The 21378-nt window shown below is 43.7% G+C and carries 22 protein-coding genes and 2 pseudogenes; 13 read left to right on the forward strand and 11 right to left on the reverse strand.

Going from position 1 to position 21378, the window contains the following annotated elements; all coding sequences use genetic code 11:
- Positions 1-91 precede the first annotated feature (91 nt).
- Positions 92-507: pseudogene (locus J6600_RS02740) on the reverse strand (VOC family protein).
- Positions 508-699: 192 nt separating this feature from the next.
- Between J6600_RS02740 and J6600_RS02745 the strand changes: the two are divergent.
- Positions 700-1638, forward strand: coding sequence for a cation diffusion facilitator family transporter (locus J6600_RS02745; protein WP_209387925.1), 939 nt, complete (start codon positions 700-702; stop codon positions 1636-1638).
- 62 nt (positions 1639-1700) lie between these two features.
- Positions 1701-2738, forward strand: a complete 1038-nt coding sequence (locus J6600_RS02750) for a flavin-containing monooxygenase (protein ID WP_209387926.1) — start codon at positions 1701-1703, stop codon at positions 2736-2738.
- A gap of 328 nt (positions 2739-3066) precedes the next feature.
- Here the strand turns inward: J6600_RS02750 and J6600_RS19505 are convergent, their stop codons facing one another.
- On the reverse strand, positions 3067-3462 hold the full coding sequence (locus J6600_RS19505; RefSeq protein ID WP_245207599.1) for a hypothetical protein: 396 nt from the start codon (positions 3460-3462) through the stop codon (positions 3067-3069).
- A gap of 271 nt (positions 3463-3733) precedes the next feature.
- Here J6600_RS19505 and J6600_RS02760 point away from each other — a divergent pair, with 271 nt between their 5' ends.
- Positions 3734-4267: a cupin domain-containing protein gene (locus tag J6600_RS02760; protein WP_129091647.1), complete on the forward strand. Its 534-nt coding sequence runs from the start codon at positions 3734-3736 to the stop codon at positions 4265-4267.
- Between the two features lie 261 nt (positions 4268-4528).
- Here the strand turns inward: J6600_RS02760 and J6600_RS02765 are convergent.
- Positions 4529-5035, reverse strand: a pseudogene (locus J6600_RS02765) (DinB family protein).
- A gap of 246 nt (positions 5036-5281) precedes the next feature.
- On the opposite strand from J6600_RS02765, the gene J6600_RS02770 reads away from it, so the two are divergent.
- The 5 genes from J6600_RS02770 to J6600_RS02790 all read left to right on the forward strand — a co-directional run bounded on the left by J6600_RS02770 (position 5282) and on the right by J6600_RS02790 (position 9192).
- Complete coding sequence (locus J6600_RS02770) at positions 5282-6076, forward strand: dihydrodipicolinate synthase family protein (RefSeq protein ID WP_003156098.1); 795 nt, start codon at positions 5282-5284, stop codon at positions 6074-6076.
- 143 nt (positions 6077-6219) lie between these two features.
- Positions 6220-6423, forward strand: a complete 204-nt coding sequence (locus J6600_RS02775) for a hypothetical protein (protein WP_017419194.1) — start codon at positions 6220-6222, stop codon at positions 6421-6423.
- Between the two features lie 150 nt (positions 6424-6573).
- Positions 6574-7623 (forward strand): Cfr family 23S rRNA (adenine(2503)-C(8))-methyltransferase, encoded by a 1050-nt coding sequence (locus J6600_RS02780; protein ID WP_017419193.1) that lies wholly within the window; start codon positions 6574-6576, stop codon positions 7621-7623.
- A gap of 108 nt (positions 7624-7731) precedes the next feature.
- A complete protein-coding gene (locus J6600_RS02785; RefSeq protein ID WP_209387927.1) occupies positions 7732-8115 on the forward strand; it encodes a hypothetical protein in 384 nt (127 codons plus the stop codon).
- A gap of 114 nt (positions 8116-8229) precedes the next feature.
- A complete protein-coding gene (locus tag J6600_RS02790; RefSeq protein ID WP_209387928.1) occupies positions 8230-9192 on the forward strand; it encodes an arsenic resistance protein in 963 nt (320 codons plus the stop codon).
- A gap of 57 nt (positions 9193-9249) precedes the next feature.
- Here J6600_RS02790 and J6600_RS02795 read toward each other — a convergent pair whose 3' ends face one another.
- Entirely contained in the window at positions 9250-10299 is a 1050-nt protein-coding gene (locus J6600_RS02795; protein ID WP_061861894.1) for an NAD(P)-dependent alcohol dehydrogenase, read from the reverse strand.
- A 159-nt stretch (positions 10300-10458) separates the two neighbouring features.
- Between J6600_RS02795 and J6600_RS02800 the strand changes: the two genes are divergently transcribed.
- Together J6600_RS02800 and J6600_RS02805 are read left to right on the forward strand one after the other, a co-directional pair.
- On the forward strand, positions 10459-10863 hold the full coding sequence (locus J6600_RS02800; protein WP_022552661.1) for a MerR family transcriptional regulator: 405 nt from the start codon (positions 10459-10461) through the stop codon (positions 10861-10863).
- Between the two features lie 222 nt (positions 10864-11085).
- Positions 11086-12375: a Na+/H+ antiporter NhaC family protein gene (locus J6600_RS02805; RefSeq protein ID WP_209387929.1), complete on the forward strand. Its 1290-nt coding sequence runs from the start codon at positions 11086-11088 to the stop codon at positions 12373-12375.
- Positions 12376-12405: 30 nt separating this feature from the next.
- Here the strand turns inward: J6600_RS02805 and pdxR (J6600_RS02810) are convergent, their stop codons facing one another.
- Positions 12406-13788, reverse strand: coding sequence for a MocR-like pyridoxine biosynthesis transcription factor PdxR (gene pdxR / locus J6600_RS02810; protein WP_061861896.1), 1383 nt, complete (start codon positions 13786-13788; stop codon positions 12406-12408).
- A 117-nt stretch (positions 13789-13905) separates the two neighbouring features.
- Here pdxR (J6600_RS02810) and J6600_RS02815 point away from each other — a divergent pair, with 117 nt between their 5' ends.
- A complete protein-coding gene (locus tag J6600_RS02815; RefSeq protein ID WP_061861897.1) occupies positions 13906-14526 on the forward strand; it encodes an FMN-binding negative transcriptional regulator in 621 nt (206 codons plus the stop codon).
- 47 nt (positions 14527-14573) lie between these two features.
- On the opposite strand, the gene J6600_RS02820 is transcribed toward J6600_RS02815, so the two are convergent.
- Both J6600_RS02820 and J6600_RS02825 read right to left on the reverse strand, forming a co-directional pair.
- Positions 14574-14936, reverse strand: a complete 363-nt coding sequence (locus J6600_RS02820) for a hypothetical protein (RefSeq protein ID WP_021495039.1) — start codon at positions 14934-14936, stop codon at positions 14574-14576.
- Positions 14937-15132: 196 nt separating this feature from the next.
- Positions 15133-16323 (reverse strand): MFS transporter, encoded by a 1191-nt coding sequence (locus tag J6600_RS02825; protein WP_022552665.1) that lies wholly within the window; start codon positions 16321-16323, stop codon positions 15133-15135.
- Between the two features lie 258 nt (positions 16324-16581).
- Here J6600_RS02825 and J6600_RS02830 point away from each other — a divergent pair, with 258 nt between their 5' ends.
- Positions 16582-17160 (forward strand): TetR/AcrR family transcriptional regulator, encoded by a 579-nt coding sequence (locus J6600_RS02830; protein WP_021495037.1) that lies wholly within the window; start codon positions 16582-16584, stop codon positions 17158-17160.
- Positions 17161-17237: 77 nt separating this feature from the next.
- On the opposite strand, the gene J6600_RS02835 is transcribed toward J6600_RS02830, so the two are convergent.
- Positions 17238-18122: a DMT family transporter gene (locus J6600_RS02835; RefSeq protein ID WP_095273184.1), complete on the reverse strand. Its 885-nt coding sequence runs from the start codon at positions 18120-18122 to the stop codon at positions 17238-17240.
- Positions 18123-18248: 126 nt separating this feature from the next.
- Between J6600_RS02835 and pdxR (J6600_RS02840) the strand changes: the two genes are divergently transcribed.
- Positions 18249-19637, forward strand: coding sequence for a MocR-like pyridoxine biosynthesis transcription factor PdxR (gene pdxR / locus J6600_RS02840; RefSeq protein WP_014417025.1), 1389 nt, complete (start codon positions 18249-18251; stop codon positions 19635-19637).
- A gap of 65 nt (positions 19638-19702) precedes the next feature.
- Here pdxR (J6600_RS02840) and J6600_RS02845 read toward each other — a convergent pair whose 3' ends face one another.
- The 3 genes from J6600_RS02845 to J6600_RS02855 are packed head-to-tail and all read right to left on the reverse strand — an operon-like array spanning position 19703 to position 21371.
- The gene (locus J6600_RS02845; protein WP_209387930.1) at positions 19703-20002 is read right to left on the reverse strand and encodes a spore coat protein; all 300 of its coding nucleotides are present in this window, start codon (positions 20000-20002) and stop codon (positions 19703-19705) included.
- Positions 20003-20009: 7 nt separating this feature from the next.
- Positions 20010-20216, reverse strand: a complete 207-nt coding sequence (locus J6600_RS02850; protein WP_014417027.1) for a hypothetical protein — start codon at positions 20214-20216, stop codon at positions 20010-20012.
- A gap of 18 nt (positions 20217-20234) precedes the next feature.
- On the reverse strand, positions 20235-21371 hold the full coding sequence (locus tag J6600_RS02855; protein ID WP_061861900.1) for a zinc-dependent alcohol dehydrogenase: 1137 nt from the start codon (positions 21369-21371) through the stop codon (positions 20235-20237).
- Between the last annotated feature and the right edge of the window lie 7 nt (positions 21372-21378).

The following is a 21378-nucleotide window of genomic DNA, read 5'->3' on the forward strand; positions in this document are numbered from 1 at the left end:
AAATGCTGCGTTTGCATTCTAAACATCATTATTGGAGCACACCAGAACATTCAGGTGTGTTTTTATTGTTGTTTTCATTTCTGAAATGTGGTTATTCACTTATATCCCAGTGCGGATTCCAAACGATTTCCCATAAGTGTCCATCGGGGTCTTGGAAGTGATCGGCGTATCCGCCCCAAAAAGCATCATGAGCGGGATCAGTTATCGTTGCTCCTGCCTGTTTTGCCTGTTCCATGACTTTATCGACTTCAGCTTTACTGCTGACGTTATGTCCTCATGTAAATTCCGCAGGGCTTGGAGCAGTTAACGTAACGTTTGATTCATGTGCGATGTCTTTGCGGTTCCAAAGAGCAAGTTTCAGTCCCGTTTGCAAGTAAGCAACTGCGCCATGTTCAAATCTGTACCGGCTATTCCTTCTGTAGGTAGTCCGAGGCCGTCCCAATAGAAGTGCAGCGATTTTTCTAAATTGTCTGCGCCTGAAGTAATTACTGTAATCCGCGGCTTCATAGCAATCATTGATTAAGAGCAATATAAAGTATTGGACATTTTCATTGAAAAGATTTTGACATTTCAGTAAAGAACCTATATATTCATATATGAGCACATAATCATATACGGTTATTTTTGTGTCCGTGTTAGAATGCTTCATAACAGAAAAGAAATAATAAATGCAGTGTATGAGATAAGGAGGAGATTTTTATGGGTCACAATCACAATCACGCTGGCGGGTCCAATAAGAAGGTTTTATTGATCTCTTTTATCGTGATTACAGGTTATATGATAATAGAAGCGATAGGCGGATTCTTAACCAATAGTTTAGCGCTTTTGTCAGATGCAGGCCATATGCTGAGTGACTCGATCTCATTAATGGTTGCTCTGATTGCTTTTAAATTGGCCGAAAAAAAGGCAAGTCATCATAAGACATTCGGCTACAAACGATTTGAGATTCTCGCAGCTGTGATAAACGGTGTTGCATTAATAGTGATTTCCCTTTATATCATTTATGAAGCAATCAAACGTTTCTCTCATCCGCCGGAGGTAGCAACAACCGGCATGCTGACGATTAGTATCATCGGGTTAGCTGTGAATATATTGGTCGCTTGGATTATGCTGAACGGCGGAGATACAAAGAATAACCTGAACATAAGAGGGGCTTACTTACATGTGATAAGTGACATGCTCGGATCTGTAGGTGCCATACTGGCTGCGATTCTTATCATCTTCTTCGGGTGGAGCTGGGCAGATCCAGCGGCCAGTGTCATTGTGGCTATTCTTGTTCTGAAAAGCGGTTACCATGTGACGAAAGACTCCATTCACGTATTAATGGAAGGAACTCCGGAAAATATCAATGTCACTGACATCATTCATACAATTGAAGAGACAGAAGGAATTCAAAGCATTCATGATTTGCACATATGGTCTATCACAAGCGGATTGAATGCTCTTTCCTGCCACGCTGTTGTTAACGATCAACTGACCATTTCTGAAAGTGAAAGTATTTTACGCAAAATTGAACATGAACTTGGAGACAAAGGCATTACACATGTAACCATTCAAATGGAAACAGCAGCGCATAATCACGACAATACGATTCTTTGTCAGGCCCAAACTGAGAATCCGCGTGACCATCATCATTAAAGGAGGAAATAGGGACTCACTTGTCTGCTGACAATTAAGATAAAACCGGAGGGGGGATTCATATGTACGACACGATAGTAATCGGAGCCGGTCAGGCAGGAATCTCAGTAGGATATTATCTAAAGAAGTCGAAACAAAAGTTTATCATTTTGGATAAAAGTCATGAAGTGGGAGAAAGCTGGAAAAACCGGTATGACTCATTGGTTTTATTTACTTCTCGAATGTACAGCTCTTTGCCTGGAATGCCGCTTGAAGGAGACAAGCATGGACTCCCTTCAAAAAATGAAATTGCTGCTTATCTGAAAAAATATGTTAAAAGATTTGAAATCCCGATCCAATTACGGACAGAAGTAATAAGTGTCCAAAAATTAAAGAACGATTTCTTAATAAAAACAAACCGGGAAGAATATCAAACGAAGAATCTTGTGATGGCCGCAGGTCCTTTTCATACCCCTAACATTCCATCAATATCAAGGGATGTAGCCGATCATATTCATCAATTACATTCTTCACAATATAAACATTCAAAACAACTGGCGCCTGGGAATGTACTGGTAGTCGGCGGCGGGAATAGCGGAGCTCAGATAGCTGTTGAATTATCCAAAGAAAGAGTTACATATTTGGCTTGCAGTAATAAACCGGCTTATTTCCCTTTATGGATTGGAAAAAGAAGCATCTTTTGGTGGTTTGATAAATTAGGAGTTTTACATGCAAGTCATACATCAATAGTAGGCAAGTTCATTCAAAAGAAAGGCGACCCCATATTTGGGTATGAATTAAAACATGCAATAAGACAGAAGAAGATCATCTTAAAACAAAGAGTCATAGCCGGAAAGCAAAATGAAATCATTTTTAAAGATTCATCTTCATTAGAAGTAAACAATATCATTTGGGCAACTGGTTTTAAGAATCCGCTTTGTTGGATGAAAATAGAAGGCGTTTTGGATAAGGAAGGCCGAATTATACATCACCGGGGTGTTTCAGCTGTGGAAGGATTGTACTTTATTGGTTTGCCTTGGCAGCATAGGCGAGGTTCAGCGCTGCTTCAAGGTGTAGGAAATGATGCTGAATACATTGTAAAACAAATGAATGGCGGATAGACTGAGGAGAGCAGTAACTTACGTGTTTACTGCTCTTTTTTGTGTTGAATAAGTCCGGTTATGTGACTGTGTAAAGCCGAAAAAATCATTAATAAGAAGATCCCTGACTCATTGATTGTGCAACATTCTGACGTACTTCCCGAGCTAACTGCGCGGCACGTAAGGAAGCCTGCCAAATAGCCGGACTCACTGCAGATTCACTGATGGATAATGCCTGTTGTGTGGCTGGAACCATTGGTCTTAGGAGATTTTCCGCCTCGTCTACAGATGACGCGTATTGATGACCGGCTGCTCTTCGCAGGTCTGCTATCGCTGCGGGGAAGTTTGACTATAGACGAAGTATTGAATTCATGCAGCCAACCATAAGAGGAAAATGAGGAGCCCGGCCTTGTCCGGAGGCGAGAAGCTCTGCTGCGCCTAAAGCGGAATAAACGTGATAGCTCAACGGAGTAAGATATTTTGCGTGTACAGTATGAAGTTCTCGTAATCCCCAAGTGTCTGGAAGAAATCTGAATTCTGAACTCATACCGCATCCCAGAGCGAGTGCTCTGCTGACAGCCTGCAAGTGTTTCACTACCGCAGCCATTGATTGTTGAAAGGAGGACGAGTGTATTGGAATTTGTTGAATCGCAGATAAATGGCTTCGCATTTTATGATTTGCCTGACTTAAATCAGGCTGCTGTCTGTAATCATATACATAATACGGATAATAATCATAATACATATCTAAACTCCCTTTATGAATGACTTTTAGGAGCAGGATATGCACCCAGATTGTTTTTGATAAGGGCATGTGCCTAAATGAATCCATCAGTGCAACTATTTTAGTCCGCGCATATTCAGTTGGTATTTTTTATGCAAACGGATTTTGTGGCCAAAACGTTTCTGCTAACTTAAGTCTTTTAGGCTGAACAAGGGAATTTCTTAGTGCGGCACACTCTCATACAAAAAGCATAGGATAATATCACAAAAATTTAAAATTGCGGGGATGAAAAATGTATTATATACCTTTTTCGCATCAATGTTATTATTGTGTGAATGTACCGATGTATAGCGATGGAAGATCTGTTTATTGGACTTTTCCAAATAACTATGATCCTTCATACGAAGATAGAAACCTTCTCTTGAAAGATTATGGACCAAAACCATTTGTTGTGAATATTAATAAAGCCGCAAAACAAAACAATACGTTCCGTACGGCACTATGGACAGGAAAGCATTTTCAAATTACTTTGATGAGTCTTGGTATTGGAGAAGATATCGGTTTGGAGATCCATCCTCACGTAGATCAATTCTTACGGATTGAGCAAGGCCGAGGGATAGTTAAAATGGGCAAGAGTAAAGATAATTTAAGTTTCCGAAGAAATGTCTATGATGATTATGCCATTGTTGTCCCTGCCGGCACTTGGCACAATGTTATTAATACGGGTAATACGCCGTTAAAACTATATTCAATTTATGCTCCTCCCAACCATCCGTTTGGTACAGTTCATGTGACAAAGGCCGATGCAGCGGCTGCGGAAGATTAGTAGGATTCCAGAGGACTTTGCTGCTGCAAAGACTATAGAAAAAATGGTATTGGGACAGCATGATGAAATAAAGCGATTGAATGGCTGAAACACAAAATAATTAACGGGTTCAGCTTGTCATAGTGCAGTTGATGCGATGCTTTATTCCACAACTTTTCAACAGCAAATGTGGTTTTTTTGTCTGACCATTTTAATTGATTGGCAGTCAGTGAAAATAGACATTTGTAATGAATTTATCCTTGCTCCTCCTAATAAGCGGCTTTAACTGCCAAGTTTCTGTTTCTCTTCAAACCATTTGCGAAGCTGATGAATATGAGCTTGATGATATCTATTATGGTCTGCCATATGCCATATTCCCCATTGAATGGTTGCTTGTTTTTCTGCTTCATAATCTACTGTATGATTCAGCTGATCGTCAGTTAATTGATAACAAACAGACTTAAACATGCTGAATACTTTTTCATAATCAGTGAGATTTGTTTTAATGAAACACCGGAAATGAAAGGGATCTTATTGTTCTGATCTAACATTGGTCCATACTTCTCTTCAAGCTGCTTTGGTATCGGTTCACCCTTTATTCTGAATATCCAGTTGAGATCAACATATGCTAAGTGTCTTATTAGCTGAGCTGTACTATTGTATGTTTGATTTGGTCCTTTATAATCAATCTCCTGCGGATATTAAGCGGCTGTAATTTTCATTAACGGCAGAATACAGCATTCCCACAAGATGGTCCATATGCATTTCACCTTTTAAATCTAAAATCATTAACCCCGCCTCATTAGCACAATTTTTATATTCAGTTTGCCTTATTACTCATATTTGTCAAGCCATCCGGGGAATGGGCCGCTGTAAGACGAAGCTATGAAGCAGGCTCTCTTTGCCTGCTTTTTTTGTGTGCCGGCCTTTACATCTGACATGTCGAGTTTTCTGAAACTGTACCTTTTTAAATGTCAGACAGTGTTATATGATACTCTGCAGATATTCAAGAATATGTACTTGGAGGACATTCTCATGCGAAATTTTAATGTTGCTATCCCTACGCCTTTTCATGAAGATGAAAGTTTATATTTAGAAGGATTTGATGCTATTGTCGAACATTTGAAAAACAGCGGTATCCATTCGTTACTCATATGCGGCACGACTGGTGAACAGCATTCACTCAGCATAGATGAGCGTCTTCAGATCATTGAGTATGTTAATCAGCGAAAATTTGAAGATGTTGAACTGATGTTCGGTGTTTCAGCCGTAAGAACCAGTGATGCCGTCAAACTGATGAAACACATCGAGAAAACCAATATTGATTCTGTACTGATTGGTTTTCCTCCTTATATAAGACCGACACAGCAGCAAGCCGTTTATTACGTTGACGAACTTCTCAGTCATACCTCAAAAGAGGCTGTGCTTTATAATAACCCCGGCCGGACCGGTTTTAATCTGAGTGAGAAAGCGCTTAAAGACTTAATAAGCCGGCATCCCGGGATAAGGGGGCTGAAAGAAGGAGGAGACGTTCTGCGTCATAAACAAACAGAGTTCCCTGATCACTTTATTTTGTTTGCGGCAGGAGACGTTGAATTTCCGAAGATGCTGAGTAACGGGTGTAACGGCCTGTCAAGCATGGCCGGAAATGTCTATCCTGAAGAAATCAGAGAAAGCTTCAGCAGCTTATCAGAAAATAAACCGATTAATCTGGATCGAATAAACGATCTGATTGCTGAAGTGACAAATCATCATACTGTCATGAATATAAAAAATCACTATAAGAAGATTGGGATTCAAGCAGGCAGCTGCCGGTCACCCATTATATAAGAAATGTTCCGTCGCGGATAAGTGAAACATGTGATCAGCGCGCTTTCTGTACTTGGATTAGGCTTAATAAGCAAGTTATATAATACTGTCATTAGCGGGGGCGTAAGCATTTGTTTAACTTTACATAAGGGAACCCTTATGATATGGTGATTATTGCTAATATTGACAAGAAAGAGGTGAAAGCGATGATAACGATTTATGGAATTTTGTATGGTGAAAATGCAAAAATTGGAAACATCTTGGCGGATAAAGGGAGCAGTCTGTCCTTTTTTAAGCCAAATCATCATACAAAAACAGTTATCGGTGCTTTTTCTCTATGTCAAATAAACGATAATCCAATGACATAATGTCCTTGTTTATTTGTGCATGATGTTATTTAAGCGTAACACCGATAATTGTGTCGGTGTTTTTTTGTGCCTGATTTTAAAAAAAGGTTAGATGATCACTCCCTTCTATTTACTCAAACAAACCAGAGTTTTATGGAAGGATGAGAAAACATGCAACAAAAAAACAAGTATATAAGAATTCAAGAGTTCCTGAAGCAAAATAAATTTCCTGATTTTAGAATGAATCAAATCAAAAATGCTGTGTTCAAAGGGAGAATAAATCATTTTAATGAAATAACGGTTCTTCCTAAATCCTTGAGAAAATTGTTAATGAATGAGTTTGGAGAGTCAATTTTAAATATTGCTGCTTTAAAAGTGCAGCATTCTGAGCAAGTAACAAAAGTCTTATTTGAAATTTCAGGAGACGAAAAAATAGAAACGGTCAATATGAAATATAAAGCTGGCTGGGAGTCATTTTGTATATCCTCGCAGTGCGGCTGTCATTTTGGCTGTACATTTTGTGCAACAGGAGATATTGGTTTAAAACGCAGCTTAACATCAGATGAAATGACTGACCAAATTTTGTACTTTCACTTAAAAGGACATTCAATTGACAGTATTTCTTTTATGGGAATGGGAGAAGCATTAGCGAATGTACAAGTTTTTGATGCTTTACATGTGCTTACAAATCCGGAGTTGTTTGCTTTAAGCCCTCGTCGGTTATCTATTTCGACCATAGGTATTATTCCGGGCATTAAAAAAATCACTCAGGATTATCCGCAGGTCAACCTGACGTTTTCATTACATTCTCCTTTTAATGAACAGCGAAGCAAGTTAATGCCGATAAATGAACGCTTCCCGTTATTGGAGGTAATGGACACATTAGATGAGCATATACGTGTGACCTCAAGAAAAGTTTATATTGCTTATATTATGCTGCCGGGAGTTAATGATTCTATTGATCATGCGAATGAAGTAGTACGTCTTTTAAGAAGCAGATATAAGAGAGGGAACTTGTTCCATGTAAACATCATTAGATATAACCCGACTGTTAGTTCACCTATGAGATTTGAAGAAGTAAATGAGAAACAAGTTGTAAACTTCTATAAAAAATTAAAGTCAGCAGGAATTAACGTGACCGTCAGAAGTCAATTTGGCATTGATATAGATGCTGCTTGCGGACAATTATATGGAAATTATCAAAAAAATAAGAACCGATAAATCAGGTGCAGAACTCGGTTTGACTTCATATTATTTCATTTGATAACATAAAATGGTTATCGTGATTGAAAAAAAGATACCCGTTTTTATAAAAAAGGAGTCATAACGTTGCTGAAAAGGTTTTTTCTTGTTTTTCTTACGCTGATAATGTCTATATTTGCTGTATTCGCGGCTGCTGAAGAGTCTCCCGGCGATCGTGTCATTTCTTTTGACGAGCCTATGATTTTATTGATCTCGCTCGGAATCATCTTATGTTTGTTCATTCCGCCATTCGTCATGTCCTTTTTTGGCAGCTTGGTTATGAGAATCATATCCGGAGTCTATCAATGTTTTATCGTCCTCACGTTTGCGGGGCTCATTCCGATTGGATTTCTGATCCCCAATGGCTTTTTGACAATTCTTGCTGCCGTCCTGGGAACTTTGGTCAGTTCAGCCAGTGTTGCGGTCACCTTATTCGTTGGCAGGACAGAGAACACAAATAAGCTTTCGTAAGCGGTTTTGACAACAATAACACGCGTCCTGAAAACACCAAGTGTCACAGACCCTTGGTGTTTTTTAATTCCGGCAGAAAAGAAGGTATAATGGGCGGGGAAGAGGTGTCAGCCAATGAAAATAACCAGAGAGACATTAGAAAAACAGCAAATTTGGATATATGGTGTGACTCTTGTGATCGGAGGAATAGCGGGGATCGCCGGGAAAGATTCAGGACTTCGCTGGGGATGGACGATATCACCGTTTATCGCTGTTCTCATGTATGCCATGTTTGCCCAAATCCCATTCTTGAAGCTGAGGGAAGCCTTGTCAAACCTCAAGTTTATGGCGGCTTTACTGATCGGTAATTTCTTAGCTGTACCTGTCGTTGTATGGGTGTTAACCGCCATTTTTCCTCAATCTCCTCCTATATTATTAGGGGTTTGTTTGGTATTGCTTACACCTTGTATTGATTACGTCATCGTCTTTACTCAGCTCGGCAAAGGAAATGAGAGATTAATACTGGCTTCCACGCCGGTTTTGTTCGCCGTTCAGATGGTATTGCTTCCGTTATACTTGTGGCTGTTTATCGGGAAAGAAGTGATAGGAGCTGTTCATGCGGAACCGTTTCTGGAAGCATTCTTATTGTTAATAGCAGTGCCGCTGCTGGCGGCGGTGATGACTCAATTATGGGCTGATAAGAAGCCGGCGGGAGAAAAGGTGCTGGAATGGACGGCGTGGCTGCCTGTTCCTTTTATGGCTCTGGTCTTACTGGCGGTCGTCGCCACACAAATCGGCAAGGTCATCAGTGATGCTGACATCATTCTACGTGTGATCCCGATCTATCTGTTATTCCTGCTCATTATGCCGTTTGTCTCCCGGTTTATCGCAAATGCGTTCCGTCTGGATACAGGTGAAGGAAGAGCATTGATCTTCAGCACGGGCACAAGAAATTCACTCGCAGTCCTTCCGTTAGCGCTGGCTTTGCCGGATGCTTGGGCCTCATTAGCCGCCGCTGTTATCGTCACACAGACGATTGTTGAGCTGATAGGCGAATTGGTTTATATAAAAGCGGTGCCCGGATGGCTGCTGAAATAAAAAATAATCTGAACAGAAAAAAACATACCAATAGATATTGGTATGTTTTTATGAGAATTATAAAGTTGCAATGTCAATGACGAAACGGTAGCGGACATCGCTTTGGAGAACCCGTTCGTACGCTTCGTCGACTTGATTGGCCGGTATCACTTCAATTTTAGGAGCAATGCCGTGCTCGGCGGCGAAATCAAGCATCTCCTGAGTCTGCGGAATACCGCCGACGAGTGAACCCGCAATGCTGCGGCGACCCGTGATTAAAGAGAACACACTGTATGAATCCGGCTTAGCGGGCGCCCCCACATTTACCAATGTACCGTCAATGCGAAGCAGAGATAAGTAGGCATCTACGTCAAGGTTCGCGGATACTGTATTTAAAATAAGATCAAAACGTCCGGCCAGCTCAGTAAATGTATCCGGATCGCTTGTTGCAAAGTAATGATCGGCTCCAAATTCAAGCGCTTCGTCTTTTTTGTTCATTGAGCGGCTGAGGACGGTGACCTCTGCGCCTAAAGCGTGCGCGAATTGAACGGCTAAATGTCCGAGCCCGCCCATTCCGACAATCGCCACTTTTTTGCCGGGGCCGGCATTCCAGTGTTTCAGCGGAGAATACGTGGTAATGCCCGCGCACAATAGCGGGCTGGCAGCATCCAAATCCAGCTGATCGGGAATCCGGACAACGAATCTGTCAGTGACAACTATTTTCTGGCTGTAGCCGCCGTATGTAGGGTTTCCGTCGTAGTCCAGGTTATTATAAGTCTGAACAACGCCTTTTGTGCAATATTGTTCGTCTCCGTTAAGGCAGTATTCACATTCCCCGCAGGAGTCTACAAAACAGCCTACACCCACACGGTCGCCGACGGCAAATGTGGTGACGTCTTCACCCACGGCTTCCACAACTCCGGCAATTTCGTGCCCGGGAACCATCGGAAAGATTCCGCCGCCCCATTCATCGAATGCGCTGTGGATGTCTGAGTGACAAATCCCGCTGTACTTAATATCAATCAGGATATCGTGCGGCCGTAATGCTCTTCTCTCAATCGTCGTCCGCTCAAATTTAGCTTTTGCATGCGGAGCGCTTAATACACGAGTCGGATGATTATTACACATGGTTATCTTCCTTTCCAAGATAAAGTGATGAATCCTTTGTTCGGTTTTACTTTAAATGTTAAAGCGGACTTTAAGTCAAGGAGTTTGGTTTATTTTTTTATGAAATGATATTCTATAATGGCACGCTTATGAAAGGTATGAAGGACGGGTGGTAAGAATATGAAGATTGCGCAGGCTGCAAAGCAGGTTGAGTTATCAGCCGCAACGCTTAGGTATTATGAAAGTATAGGACTGATTCCTCCGGTAAAACGCGATGAAAGCGGCATCCGCGATTATGACGAAGATGATGTGAATTGGATTCAATTTATAAAATGCATGAGAAGTGCCGGGCTGTCGATTGAGGCGCTGATTGAATATACCGCTTTATTTATTGAAGGAGCCGATCATACGATCGAACCCCGAAAAAACATCCTGATAAATGAAAGGAAAAGGCTGACGGAGAAACAGAGGGAAATTGATGAAACCATAAAACGATTAAACAGGAAGATTGAGGATTACGAAGATATCCTTGAAAATGAAGCGAAACTTAAAAGCAGACTGAAAGCTGAATGTATTTCTGAATGAAGAGAAGGTGTCCCGGACGCCGGGCCGCATGAAATGTACCAAGGAAACGAGCCTTGGTTTTTTTATTTTTTAAAGAGAGGAAACAAAACAGCTTTTTCTATCTTATCAATCATTACTTATCCTTTTTTCAGCTTGACTTTTTCACTGCAGACTTTTAAAGTGTGAAATGTTGCTTAGACTGTGATTAGCGACTTTAATGCTGAAAAGAGGTGGTTTACCCAGATGAACAATAAAAAGAACCCTTGGGCGTTATTGCCTTTAGTCTTATTCGTAGGGCTTTTTGTCGGCTCTGGTCTGGTGACCGGAGATTTTTATAAATTGCCGATCTTGATTGCCGCGATCATTGCGTCAGCTTTTGCGCTGTTATTTAACCGGAAGAAATCGCTCAATCAAAAAATAGAATGGTTCGCTTCCGGTGCGGGACATCCTGATATTATCATTATGGTTATGATTTTTATATTGGCAGGTGCCTTTGCTTCAGCGGCTGAAGCAATGGGAGCGGTGCATTCAACTGTCAATCTTGCTTTGAGCGTTATTCCGCAGCAGTTTTTGCTGCCGGGGCTGTTTATCATTGCTTGTTTTATTTCTATATCAATGGGAACATCAATGGGCACGATTGCGGCGGTTGCGCCGATCAGCGCGGGTCTGAGCGGAGAGCTTGGCATCTCCGGCGCGATTGCGATGGCGGCTGTGGTCGGCGGAGCTATGTTCGGAGATAATCTTTCTTTTATTTCCGATACGACCATCGCGTCAGTCCGGACGCAAAAAACACAAATGATGGATAAATTCAAAACGAACTTTCTGATTGTTTTGCCTGCTGCCATTGTGACTGTTATTATCTTATTTTTTATTCCGGCAGGCCACGCCGGCCATACGGGTGCTGAATCTTACAACTGGATTAAGGTGCTCCCTTATGTCGCCGTGTTGGTTTTTGCGTTAATCGGTATTAATGTGATGGCTGTCATATTCGGCGGATTGGTTTTGACGGGAATCATCGGATTAGCGGGCGGCAGCCTGACGCTTGACTCTTATTTTAAGGCGATTACGGATGGAATTGCCGGAATGAGCGATCTGATCATCCTGTCCATGCTGATCGGAGGGATGGTCGGCGTGATGAAACAAAACGGCGGGATTGACTTTTTACTGGAGTTCATCACGAAACGAATCCGTTCGAAAAAAGGAGCCGAAACCGGCATTGCCGGACTGGTCAGTGTGACGAATCTGGCTGCGGCCAATAATACGATCTCGATTATCGCAGCCGGGCCGATTGCAAAGAATATCGCTGATAAATTCAACATCGACAACAGAAAATCGGCAAGTATTCTGGATATCTTTTCGTGCATGATTCAAGGATTGATTCCTTATGGCGCGCAGCTGTTATCAGCCGGAAAATTCGGGAATATTTCACCCGTCAGCATCCTGCCATACTCTTTCTATCCCGTTTTCATCGGAATCTGCGGCATCGCCGCCATCATATTTGGACTGCCGAAATTCACAAGAAATACGAAATAAAAAAAGGCGCCGTTCGGCGCCTTTTTTCTTTCATGACAGCCAAGCATTTCTCAAAAGCTGTACGCCCTGTGTGATCTGATCCGTATCGAGATGGGCGAAACCCAGCTTTATGATCGGCGGTTCGGGTTTTTCGGCAACGAAATAAACGGCGGTAGGATATACCTTCACTCCGTACTGAAAAGCGCGTTCGATTAATGTTTCTTCTGAACAGTTCAGGTGAACTTTCACCAATATATACAATCCCGACTGCTCGCCGATGATCGTCACATGATCGCCGAACTGCTGCTTTACATGTGAAATCAAGTGCTGCATTTTGCGCTTATAAACAATGCGCATGCGCTTAATATGGCGGGTCCATTCACCGGCCTTCATCAATTCAGCCATGGTCAGCTGGTTAAGCGAAGAAGCGGTGCTTTCGAAATGAATAAACCTTTTTTTATACCGGTGCAAAATGCGCTGCGGCAAAACCATATAGCTTATGCGGATGCCCGGAAGAAAGGATTTTGAGAAATTCCCTAAATAAATCACCCGGTCTGATTGAATGGAAGCAAGAGCGGGAAACGGCTGCTGTGTATAACGGAATTCACTGTCATAATCATCCTCAAGAATATAACCCTCTCTATGATTCACCCAATTGATCAGAGTTTGGCGCTGCTGAATGGACATGCTTACGCCGTAAGGGCTGTGATGGGAAGGGGTCACATAGATTAATTTTTCTTTCATTGCATGTAATTGAGAAAAATCAGCTCCGTTTTCATAGACAGGCATCGTCTCCAGAGAAAGCCCGTGAAATTGAAAAGCCGCTCTGGCACCGTCAAATCCCGGGTCTTCAACGATCATTCCCGAAAAATCCTCTTTCAGAATCCGGCTGAGATATATCAGCATCTGCTGCGTGCTGCTGCCGATGATAATGGAATCCGCATCTGTTTTCACTCCGCGGGATTCCAAGAGATAAGCGGCAATTTGTTCACGCAGGTCTCTCTCGCCGAACGGTTCACCGTAAAGGAAGCTTTTCTCTGATGTCAAAACTTGATTGTATAATTTTCTCCATGTTTTCAGAGGAAAATGATTTTGATCGACGGCTCCGGCACGAAAATCAATCAGGATCGGCTGAGTTGATTCGGTTTTCTCAGCGTAAACAACATCGTTTTCTTGTTGAAATAAAGAGGGTTCTATTTCATTAGCAAAATATCCTTTGCGTGTTTCTCCGCGAATGTATCCCTCCGCTAAAAGCAGATCATAGGCCATCAGCGTTGTATTGCGGCTTACCCGCAGGGAATCTGCCAGCTCCCGAATTGAAGGCAGCCGCTCATCTGCCTGAATATTTCCCTGCTCAATCAATGTTTTAAATTGCTCGTAAATTTGTTTGTATTTCGGGGTGTCGCTTTCGAAAGCGAAAATCATATTTTTCATCAGATGTTCTCCTCTGACATGTATATTTATTTAAAACTGTACCTTTTTAAATGTCAGTTGATATCTTATTATAGCGGAAAGCGCTTTATCAATCCATGTTCAGAGAGGAGAGTTTTTATGTATATTCCCGCTCCATTTCAGCTGAGTGAAGCTGAAGCGTGCGATGTAATCAAAGAGTATGGTTTCGCAGCATTGTTTTCAACGGCGGAAGGCATGCCGTATGCAACCCACCTGCCATTGATGATGAGTAAGGATAACGAATGCTTATACGGTCATTTTGCATTGCCGAACCCCCAATGGAAAGAGATTGATGGCCAAAACGTGTTAGCCGTTTTTCAAGGGCCTCATTGTTATATCTCGCCTAAATGGTATGAGACGAATCAGGCTGTTCCCACATGGAATTACGTGGCGGTTCATGTTTACGGAGAGGCGGAGCTTTTGGATGAGGAAGAAACCGTGCAGTCGATGAGTGATCTCGTATTGAAATACGAAAGCCCCGACAGCCCGTACAAATTAGAGGATGTCGATGCGAAATTGCTGGCAGGCATGAACAAAGGGGTAAAAGGTTTTAAAATCAAAATCAGCAAAATAGAGGGGAAAGCAAAGCTGAGTCAAAATCATTCAGCCGCAAGACAAGGGCTGGTCGTACAACAGCTCAAACAGATTCCTCATACAAACGAACAGCTCATTTCCGGCTTGATGGAAGAAAACATCAAACGGATCACTGCGAACAACTGACAAGCATATTAAAAACATACCGGCAGCATGGGGCATGTTTTTTCAGGTTACGAAGCTTTTCTCAGGATGAATAACGACTCAAACAGCACATAAATCAACGGCGCCATTAAAATGAAGAAAGAATGAAAAATAGCATACGGTATGAGTAAGTAAACGATAAGTTTCAATAGAATGGAAGACGTTTTATTCAATGTCCAGCGGTTTTTCAAGATATCAGTCATACAAGCTAAAACAAGGCCGACCGTCAAATATCCGGCTGCTATGTAAAGATAAATAAAAAGGTAAAACGGGTAAGAAGACAACGGCGGTGTGTCTTCCTGTGTCATTTTTAAACCCACATAAAAGACCAATAAAAAGCAAACGGACGAAACGAGAGCTAACAAAAGGTGTTTATATAAATACTTCTTCATGTGTTCACCTGCCTATGGCGCAATTATTTCTTAACATATTATGACATGGTTTTACCGTTTCTGCTATGTGAGCGGGGCGTAAAGAATCAATATCATCTTTTCATGAATCCGGATTTTTTGTTCGGATGGATGTAAAGAAGAATACACCAAAAAAAGCTGTCAGCTTGGTCCTGACGGCTTATTTTTGGTGAAAGGCTTATTTCTCTGTGGTGAAATAAAGCAATGCTATGACCGGAAAAGCGATTCCAATCCATAATGTGATACTCCACCCGCCTGAGGCGTATGCCCATCCTCCGATTGATGATCCTATAGCACCGCCGAGAAAGAAGATTGCCATAAATAATCCGTTTAATCGGCTGCGAAATTCAGGTGCCAACGAAAAAATGGCACGCTGACTGAGTACGAGATTGGCAGATACCCCCATATCCAACAGGATAGCTGCGGCCACCAGAACTGCTATTCCGACGGGGGAGCTGCTCTGAATCATGAGCGGGAGTAATAAAGAAACGATGACAACACCGAGAGCGATTCCGGTGGCAAGCCGGGTCAAGCCGCGATCAGCCAGACGGCCGCCTATCGGTGCAGCCGCTGCACCCGCAATGCCCGCTAATGCATACAGCGCGATTGCCTTTTGAGAAAAATGAAAAGCAGGACCGGACAATAATAAAGGTACAGTCGTCCAGAATAAGCTGAAAGCTCCAAATACAAACGCATGATAAATGGCACGGCGGCGTAAGACCGGAGTCGTGCGCAGCAGCTTCCACATTGAACCGAGTAAGACGGTGTAGCTTGTGTTTGCTGTTGGTTTTCTGGCAGGAAGCACTTTTGATAAGATGATTGCCAGGACAACACTTAACGCGGCGGATAAAGCAAATATGGCATTCCACCCCCATATATCAGCGACCAGGCTGGATATCGGACGGGAAAGCATAATACCGAGCAGCAGGCCGCTCATCACATTGCCGACAACCCGGCCGCGTGCGGCATCTGGTGCAAGGTATGATGCGAACGGAACTAGCACTTGGGCCGCGATTGATCCCAGTCCGATGAAAAACGCAGCGGCTAAAAACAGTGTTCCATGCTTCACAAATGCTGTCAGTGTCAAAGCGGCTGCGCTTAGAAGGAGCGATACAACGACAAGTTTTTTGTTTTCGATAATGTCTCCCAAAGGGACGAGAAACAGTAAGCCGGCAACGTATCCGATTTGGGTCAGCGTGACAATCAGTCCGGCGCTGCTTGGAGAAAGTCCGATTGCCGCACTAATGAATCCTGCCAAGGGCTGTGCATAATAAAGATTAGCGACAATGATACCGCATGCCGTTGCGAGAAGAAGGGTTAAACCAGGTGAAATTCCCTGATCTGCTGTCTGTTTGTTTTCTTTAGCCATATGAATGAACTCCTTTTTAAGTGGTTTTTATGATGCTTGATAAATGATTTGCTGATTCATCTCCTTTACGCAGAGGCTTTGAGAGTTTGTGTTTCATCAAGATTTCCCTCAAGTTATTTTGTAAACTAAACGTTTAGTTTTATTATAAGCAAATGATATACTAAACGTTCAGTTTTGTAAATGGGTTTCTGTTTTCTTTTTTTATACAGGTTAAGTATACTGAACGTATCGTTTATAATTCGGGAAGGAATGATTCATGTGCAGAGTAAACGAGGACGGCCGCGCGATGAAGGAACACATAAGGCGATTCTTTCTGCAGCCTATGACCTATTGTTGGAAAATGGCTTTGACGCGGTGACAGTCGATAAAATTGCTGAGCGTGCCAAAGTGAGTAAGGCAACGATTTATAAATGGTGGTCAAACAAGGCTGCCGTTATCATGGACAGCTTTCTTTCGACCGCTACGGACAGACTGCCTGTGCCCGATACAGGATCAACAGTGCAAGATATATTGACCCACGCCACGAATTTAGCAAGGTTTTTGACGAGCCGGGAAGGAACCGTTATTAAGGAATTAATCGGTGCGGGGCAGCTGGATGCAAAATTGGCGGAAGAATATCGCACGCGATTTTTCCAGCCCCGCCGCCTCCAAGCGAAAGGCCTTCTGGAAAAGGGAATTCAAAAAGGTGAATTAAGAGAGAATCTTGATATTGACGTAAGCATCGATCTCATTTACGGACCGATTTTCTATCGCCTGTTGATCACAGGTGATGAGGTGAATGATTCCTATGTGCATGATCTGGTGATGAGTGCGTTTAAGGGAGTTCAGCCTGCCTGAAAAATACCCGGATCGTGTGAAAGAGATGCAGACTTTTGCTGCCTATGGGCGGAACATAATGAAAAGGCCGAACAAGTTCATTGTTCGGCCTTTTCTGATTGATTTGCGAACCGCCGGGCGGCCGCCACGCAAGCGATAACGCCGACATTCACCGCCGCAAGTTCCCATCCCGCTTTTTCATGGAGAATCATGGCGGCCAGTAACAGTCCGAAGAAAGGCTGCAGAAGCTGCAGCTGTCCGACCGCGGCGATGCCTCCCTGGGCGAGTCCGCGATACCAGAATACGAAGCCGATCAGCATGCTGAATATTGAGACATATGCAAGACTGAGCAGTGCGGGCGCGCCGATGTTTGACCATGAGTCCGGCATGAAGCAGAAAGACAGGATGAACATAAGGGGAAGCGATAAAACGAGAGCCCAAGAGATCACCTGCCAGTTGCCAAGCCGCCGGGAGAGGCGGGCGCCTTCGGCATAACCGAGACCGCACACGATAATCGAAGCGATCATGTACGTATCACCGAGCGGAGAGGATTCCCCTCCTTGCAGCAGAGCATATCCGGCTACGAGGATGCTGCCGGCAGCCGAGAAAATCCAAAAGACCGGCCTGGGCCGTTCGCCTCCCCGCAGTACGCCGAAGATCGCCGTCGCAAGCGGGAGAAGCCCGATGTAGACAATGGCATGAGCGGATGTGACATGCTGAAGCGCTAATGCTGTAAGCAGCGGGAAACCGATCACGACGCCGAGCGCTACTGTTAGTAGTGAAATGATGTCGCTTTTGGCAGGGCGTTTCTCCTGAAAAATGAGGAGCAGAGCGCCTGCCAATATACCGGCTATCGCGGCGCGGCATACGGTGAGAAATACCGGATCAAAGTCCGCTACAGCCAAGCGGGTCGCGGGAAGCGAGCCGCTGAAAATGAGCACGCCGATAAATCCGTTAATCCAGCCGTTTGCGGCCTTATTCATTCCAATCACTCCAATATATATTTCTAAACCCATTTTCAAAGTTTATAATGACTATAAACTGAAATTGGCCATATACAAATGGCCAGTTTTTATAAAAAGAAGAATGCCAGTTTGGAGGGAGTAAAAATGGATATCACGCCATTTTTAAATAGAGATCTGGATATTCCGCTTTATCAGCAGCTTTATCGGCATTTTAAGGAAAATATGCATCAGGGCCGTATTCCTAAAGGACTGAAGCTTCCTTCAAAAAGGCTTTTGTCAAGTCAGCTTTCCGTCAGTCAGACGACTGTGGAGCGTGCCTATGAACAGCTTGCCGCCGAAGGCTATATTGTCAGTAAGCCGAGAAGCGGATGGTTTGCCGATTATGACTCGGACGCCGTCTATGTGAAAAAGCCGGGTGCTTCGCCTGTTCAAACAAAGGCGAAGGAAGACCGCCAATGGATTGATTTTCACTACGGCACTGTGGATGCCGCTCATTTTCCTTTTTCGGCATGGCGCAAAAGCATGGTTGCAAGCTTAGATCAATATGGGCACGAGCTGTATCGGCCCGGGGATGATTTGGGCGAGCTTGAACTGAGAACGCTCATTTCAGAGTACTTATATCAGTCGCGCGGCGTGAATTGCCGTCCTGAACAAGTGATAGTCGGCGCCGGGAACCCTGCTCTTTTGCAAATGCTGTGCAAAATATTTGAAGCAAATCTATCCATCGGATATGAAGATCCGGGTTATCCGAGAGCGAGGGAGATTTTTAAAGCCAATCACATGAAGATCATTCCGATACCCGTCGATGATGAAGGAGTCTGTATCCGGAAGCTGAATGAAGAGCGGCCGCGTCTTGTATATGTCACGCCTTCTCATCAATTTACGTTAGGAACGATTATGCCGGTAAACAGAAGGATTCAGCTGCTGAAATGGGCGAAGGAACATCAATCGTTCATTATAGAAGATGATTATGACGGTGAATTCCGATACACCGGCCAGCCGATCCCATCATTGCAAGGGCTTGATCAGCATCACCGTGTTATTTATATGGGAACGTTTTCCCAATCTCTGCTTCCTTCGCTTCGCATCAGCTATATGATTCTTCCTTTGCCGCTTATCGAAAAAGGCAGGGAAATCGCTTCTTTATATAAGCAGACCGTCTCCTGCCACAGTCAGCTGACGCTGGCTCAATTTATCAAAAGCGGAGAGTGGCAGAAACATATTAACAGAATGAGAAAGCTGTACCGGAAAAAAAGAGCGGTATTATTAGAGGCCGTGCGGCGCGAGCTGGGACAATACGTCAGGATTCGCGGAGAAAATTCCGGGCTGCGGATTTTACTTGACGTTCAGCTGCCTTTCAGTGAAAAAGAGCTGATTGAAAAGGCGGAGGAACAAGGAGTCAAAATCTATCCCGTGTCTCTCACCTATCAAAAACAGCTCCCTGAAAAAACAGTTTCTCTCGGTTTCGCGGGGGTTTCTGAAACCAATATACAAGAAGGTATAAAAAAACTGAGAGCCGCCTGGGCGCTGTAAAAGGCAGCTCACAGTTTGAAATACTGAAGCTTGAGTCAGGGGTGCTGTCTCAGCAGCAAAACAATTTATAGGACGGGCAGGCGGAGCGCAGTATCAATATTTTGCAAATTGAGCCGGACTTGTTCATTTGTGTTCCACGGGCGATACCAGCCTTTTTCCATCATATAGCGTGAGATTTGCTCGTGCATGTCAAGGGCTTCTTCTAAGTGCCGGGTGAGGATCGCTTTCACTTCAGGCGTTCCGGCTTCCGTCGCCGCCATTGCATAGTTTCTGACACCGCTTTTTGCTGAATTCAATAAATCCATTGCGACAATTTGGTCTGTCAGTGCATTCATTCCCGTCAAGTATTCAATAATCGGATTCATTCGTGATTCATCTCCTCATTTCATGCTGTGCATCAGATAAAATCGAGGCAAATTCCTGCAATTGCCTTGTTGATGTATCCACATCCTGCTGCATGATTTCTTTCAGCTGCGGATCGGATACGAGCGCTTTCATGGTTTTGGATTTCGTCAGACAAAGTGACTTAAAAGAAGCCATCTCCTGAATTTCGAGTAATTCATGTAAGGCGCTGGCCATTTCTGTAGCCTCCGTTCTTTAAGGTTTGAGTACAACTTTAATACAATCATCTGTTTTCGTGTCAAACATCTCATAGCCGTGCTTCGCTTCACTGAGCGGAATGACATGGCTTACAACATCGCCCGGATCAATTTTGCCGGTTGACACCAATTCAAACATATACGGCATATAGTGGATGACCGGAGCTTGTCCTGATCGGATATTGACGTTCCGCTGCATGATATCGCCAAGGGGAAACCCGTTGTATCTGCCGCCGTACACACCCGTAATCTGGATCGTTCCCCCTTTTCGCACCGCTTGGGACGCGATGACCAATGCGCTCATCGCCCCGCCCTGAAGTTTTAATCCGCTGGCGAGGAACTCGAGATCCGTCATTTTTCCGTCCATGCCGACGGCGTCAATGACAACGTCGGCGCCGCCTTTGGTGATTTCCTTCAGGTAGCTGCCTGTATTTTCGTGGTCTTCGAAGTTCACGATTTCTACTTTATTCGTCCGTTTCGCATGCTGGAGACGGTAGTTGACATAGTCTACGGCTATTACGCGTTTCGCTCCCTTTAACCAGCAGAATTTTTGAACGAAAAGGCCCACGGGCCCGCAGCCGAGAACGATAACTGTATCGCCTTCTTTTACGCCGGCATTGTCGACGCTCCAAAAGCCGGTTGTCATCGCATCGGAAATAACACTCAGTTTCTCATCCGGTTCTTCGCATGTTTCGGGAACTTTAAAGTGGGTAAAGTTCGCAAATGGGACGCGCAAATATTCGGCCTGGCCTCCCGGATAGCCGCCGGCATTTCCTGAATAGCCGAAATAAGCGCCTATATCGCCGTTCTCATTTGATTGATCACACTGGCTTTCCAGGTGATTCTTACAATAAACGCATTCTCCGCAGGCGATATTAAAAGGAATAATGACGCGGTCGCCTTTTTTGACTTTCGTCACGCCGGGACCGGTTTCTTCCACGATGCCCATCGGTTCATGGCCGATGATGTAGTCTTCATGCAAATTCGGGATGAGTCCGTGGATTAAATGTAAATCTGATCCGCAAATTGCCGTACTTGTGACTTTTATAATCATGTCATCGTGTTTTTCAATCTTCGGATCAGGCACGTCTTTGACAACGACGTTTTTCACTCCTTGATACGTTACGGCCTTCATGCTGTAA

This window comes from Bacillus sp. LJBV19 (genome assembly GCF_017797845.1).
Classification (GTDB): Bacteria; Bacillota; Bacilli; order Bacillales; family Bacillaceae; genus Bacillus; species Bacillus velezensis.

What these genes read in the sequence shown, in the direction of transcription:
- J6600_RS02745 (WP_209387925.1), top strand. Translation starts at nt 700, where the DNA reads ATGGGTCACAATCACAATCACGCTGGCGGGTCCAATAAGAAGGTTTTA.
- J6600_RS02750 (WP_209387926.1), top strand. Translation starts at nt 1,701, where the DNA reads ATGTACGACACGATAGTAATCGGAGCCGGTCAGGCAGGAATCTCAGTA.
- J6600_RS19505 (WP_245207599.1), bottom strand. Translation starts at nt 3,462, where the DNA reads ATGTATTATGATTATTATCCGTATTATGTATATGATTACAGACAGCAG.
- J6600_RS02760 (WP_129091647.1), top strand. Translation starts at nt 3,734, where the DNA reads ATGTATTATATACCTTTTTCGCATCAATGTTATTATTGTGTGAATGTA.
- J6600_RS02770 (WP_003156098.1), top strand. Translation starts at nt 5,282, where the DNA reads ATGCGAAATTTTAATGTTGCTATCCCTACGCCTTTTCATGAAGATGAA.
- J6600_RS02775 (WP_017419194.1), top strand. Translation starts at nt 6,220, where the DNA reads ATGGTGATTATTGCTAATATTGACAAGAAAGAGGTGAAAGCGATGATA.
- J6600_RS02780 (WP_017419193.1), top strand. Translation starts at nt 6,574, where the DNA reads ATGCAACAAAAAAACAAGTATATAAGAATTCAAGAGTTCCTGAAGCAA.
- J6600_RS02790 (WP_209387928.1), top strand. Translation starts at nt 8,230, where the DNA reads ATGAAAATAACCAGAGAGACATTAGAAAAACAGCAAATTTGGATATAT.
- J6600_RS02795 (WP_061861894.1), bottom strand. Translation starts at nt 10,299, where the DNA reads ATGTGTAATAATCATCCGACTCGTGTATTAAGCGCTCCGCATGCAAAA.
- J6600_RS02800 (WP_022552661.1), top strand. Translation starts at nt 10,459, where the DNA reads ATGAAGATTGCGCAGGCTGCAAAGCAGGTTGAGTTATCAGCCGCAACG.
- J6600_RS02805 (WP_209387929.1), top strand. Translation starts at nt 11,086, where the DNA reads ATGAACAATAAAAAGAACCCTTGGGCGTTATTGCCTTTAGTCTTATTC.
- pdxR (WP_061861896.1), bottom strand. Translation starts at nt 13,788, where the DNA reads ATGAAAAATATGATTTTCGCTTTCGAAAGCGACACCCCGAAATACAAA.
- J6600_RS02815 (WP_061861897.1), top strand. Translation starts at nt 13,906, where the DNA reads ATGTATATTCCCGCTCCATTTCAGCTGAGTGAAGCTGAAGCGTGCGAT.
- J6600_RS02820 (WP_021495039.1), bottom strand. Translation starts at nt 14,936, where the DNA reads ATGAAGAAGTATTTATATAAACACCTTTTGTTAGCTCTCGTTTCGTCC.
- J6600_RS02825 (WP_022552665.1), bottom strand. Translation starts at nt 16,323, where the DNA reads ATGGCTAAAGAAAACAAACAGACAGCAGATCAGGGAATTTCACCTGGT.
- J6600_RS02835 (WP_095273184.1), bottom strand. Translation starts at nt 18,122, where the DNA reads ATGAATAAGGCCGCAAACGGCTGGATTAACGGATTTATCGGCGTGCTC.
- pdxR (WP_014417025.1), top strand. Translation starts at nt 18,249, where the DNA reads ATGGATATCACGCCATTTTTAAATAGAGATCTGGATATTCCGCTTTAT.
- J6600_RS02845 (WP_209387930.1), bottom strand. Translation starts at nt 20,002, where the DNA reads ATGAATCCGATTATTGAATACTTGACGGGAATGAATGCACTGACAGAC.
- J6600_RS02850 (WP_014417027.1), bottom strand. Translation starts at nt 20,216, where the DNA reads ATGGCCAGCGCCTTACATGAATTACTCGAAATTCAGGAGATGGCTTCT.
- J6600_RS02855 (WP_061861900.1), bottom strand. Translation starts at nt 21,371, where the DNA reads ATGAAGGCCGTAACGTATCAAGGAGTGAAAAACGTCGTTGTCAAAGAC.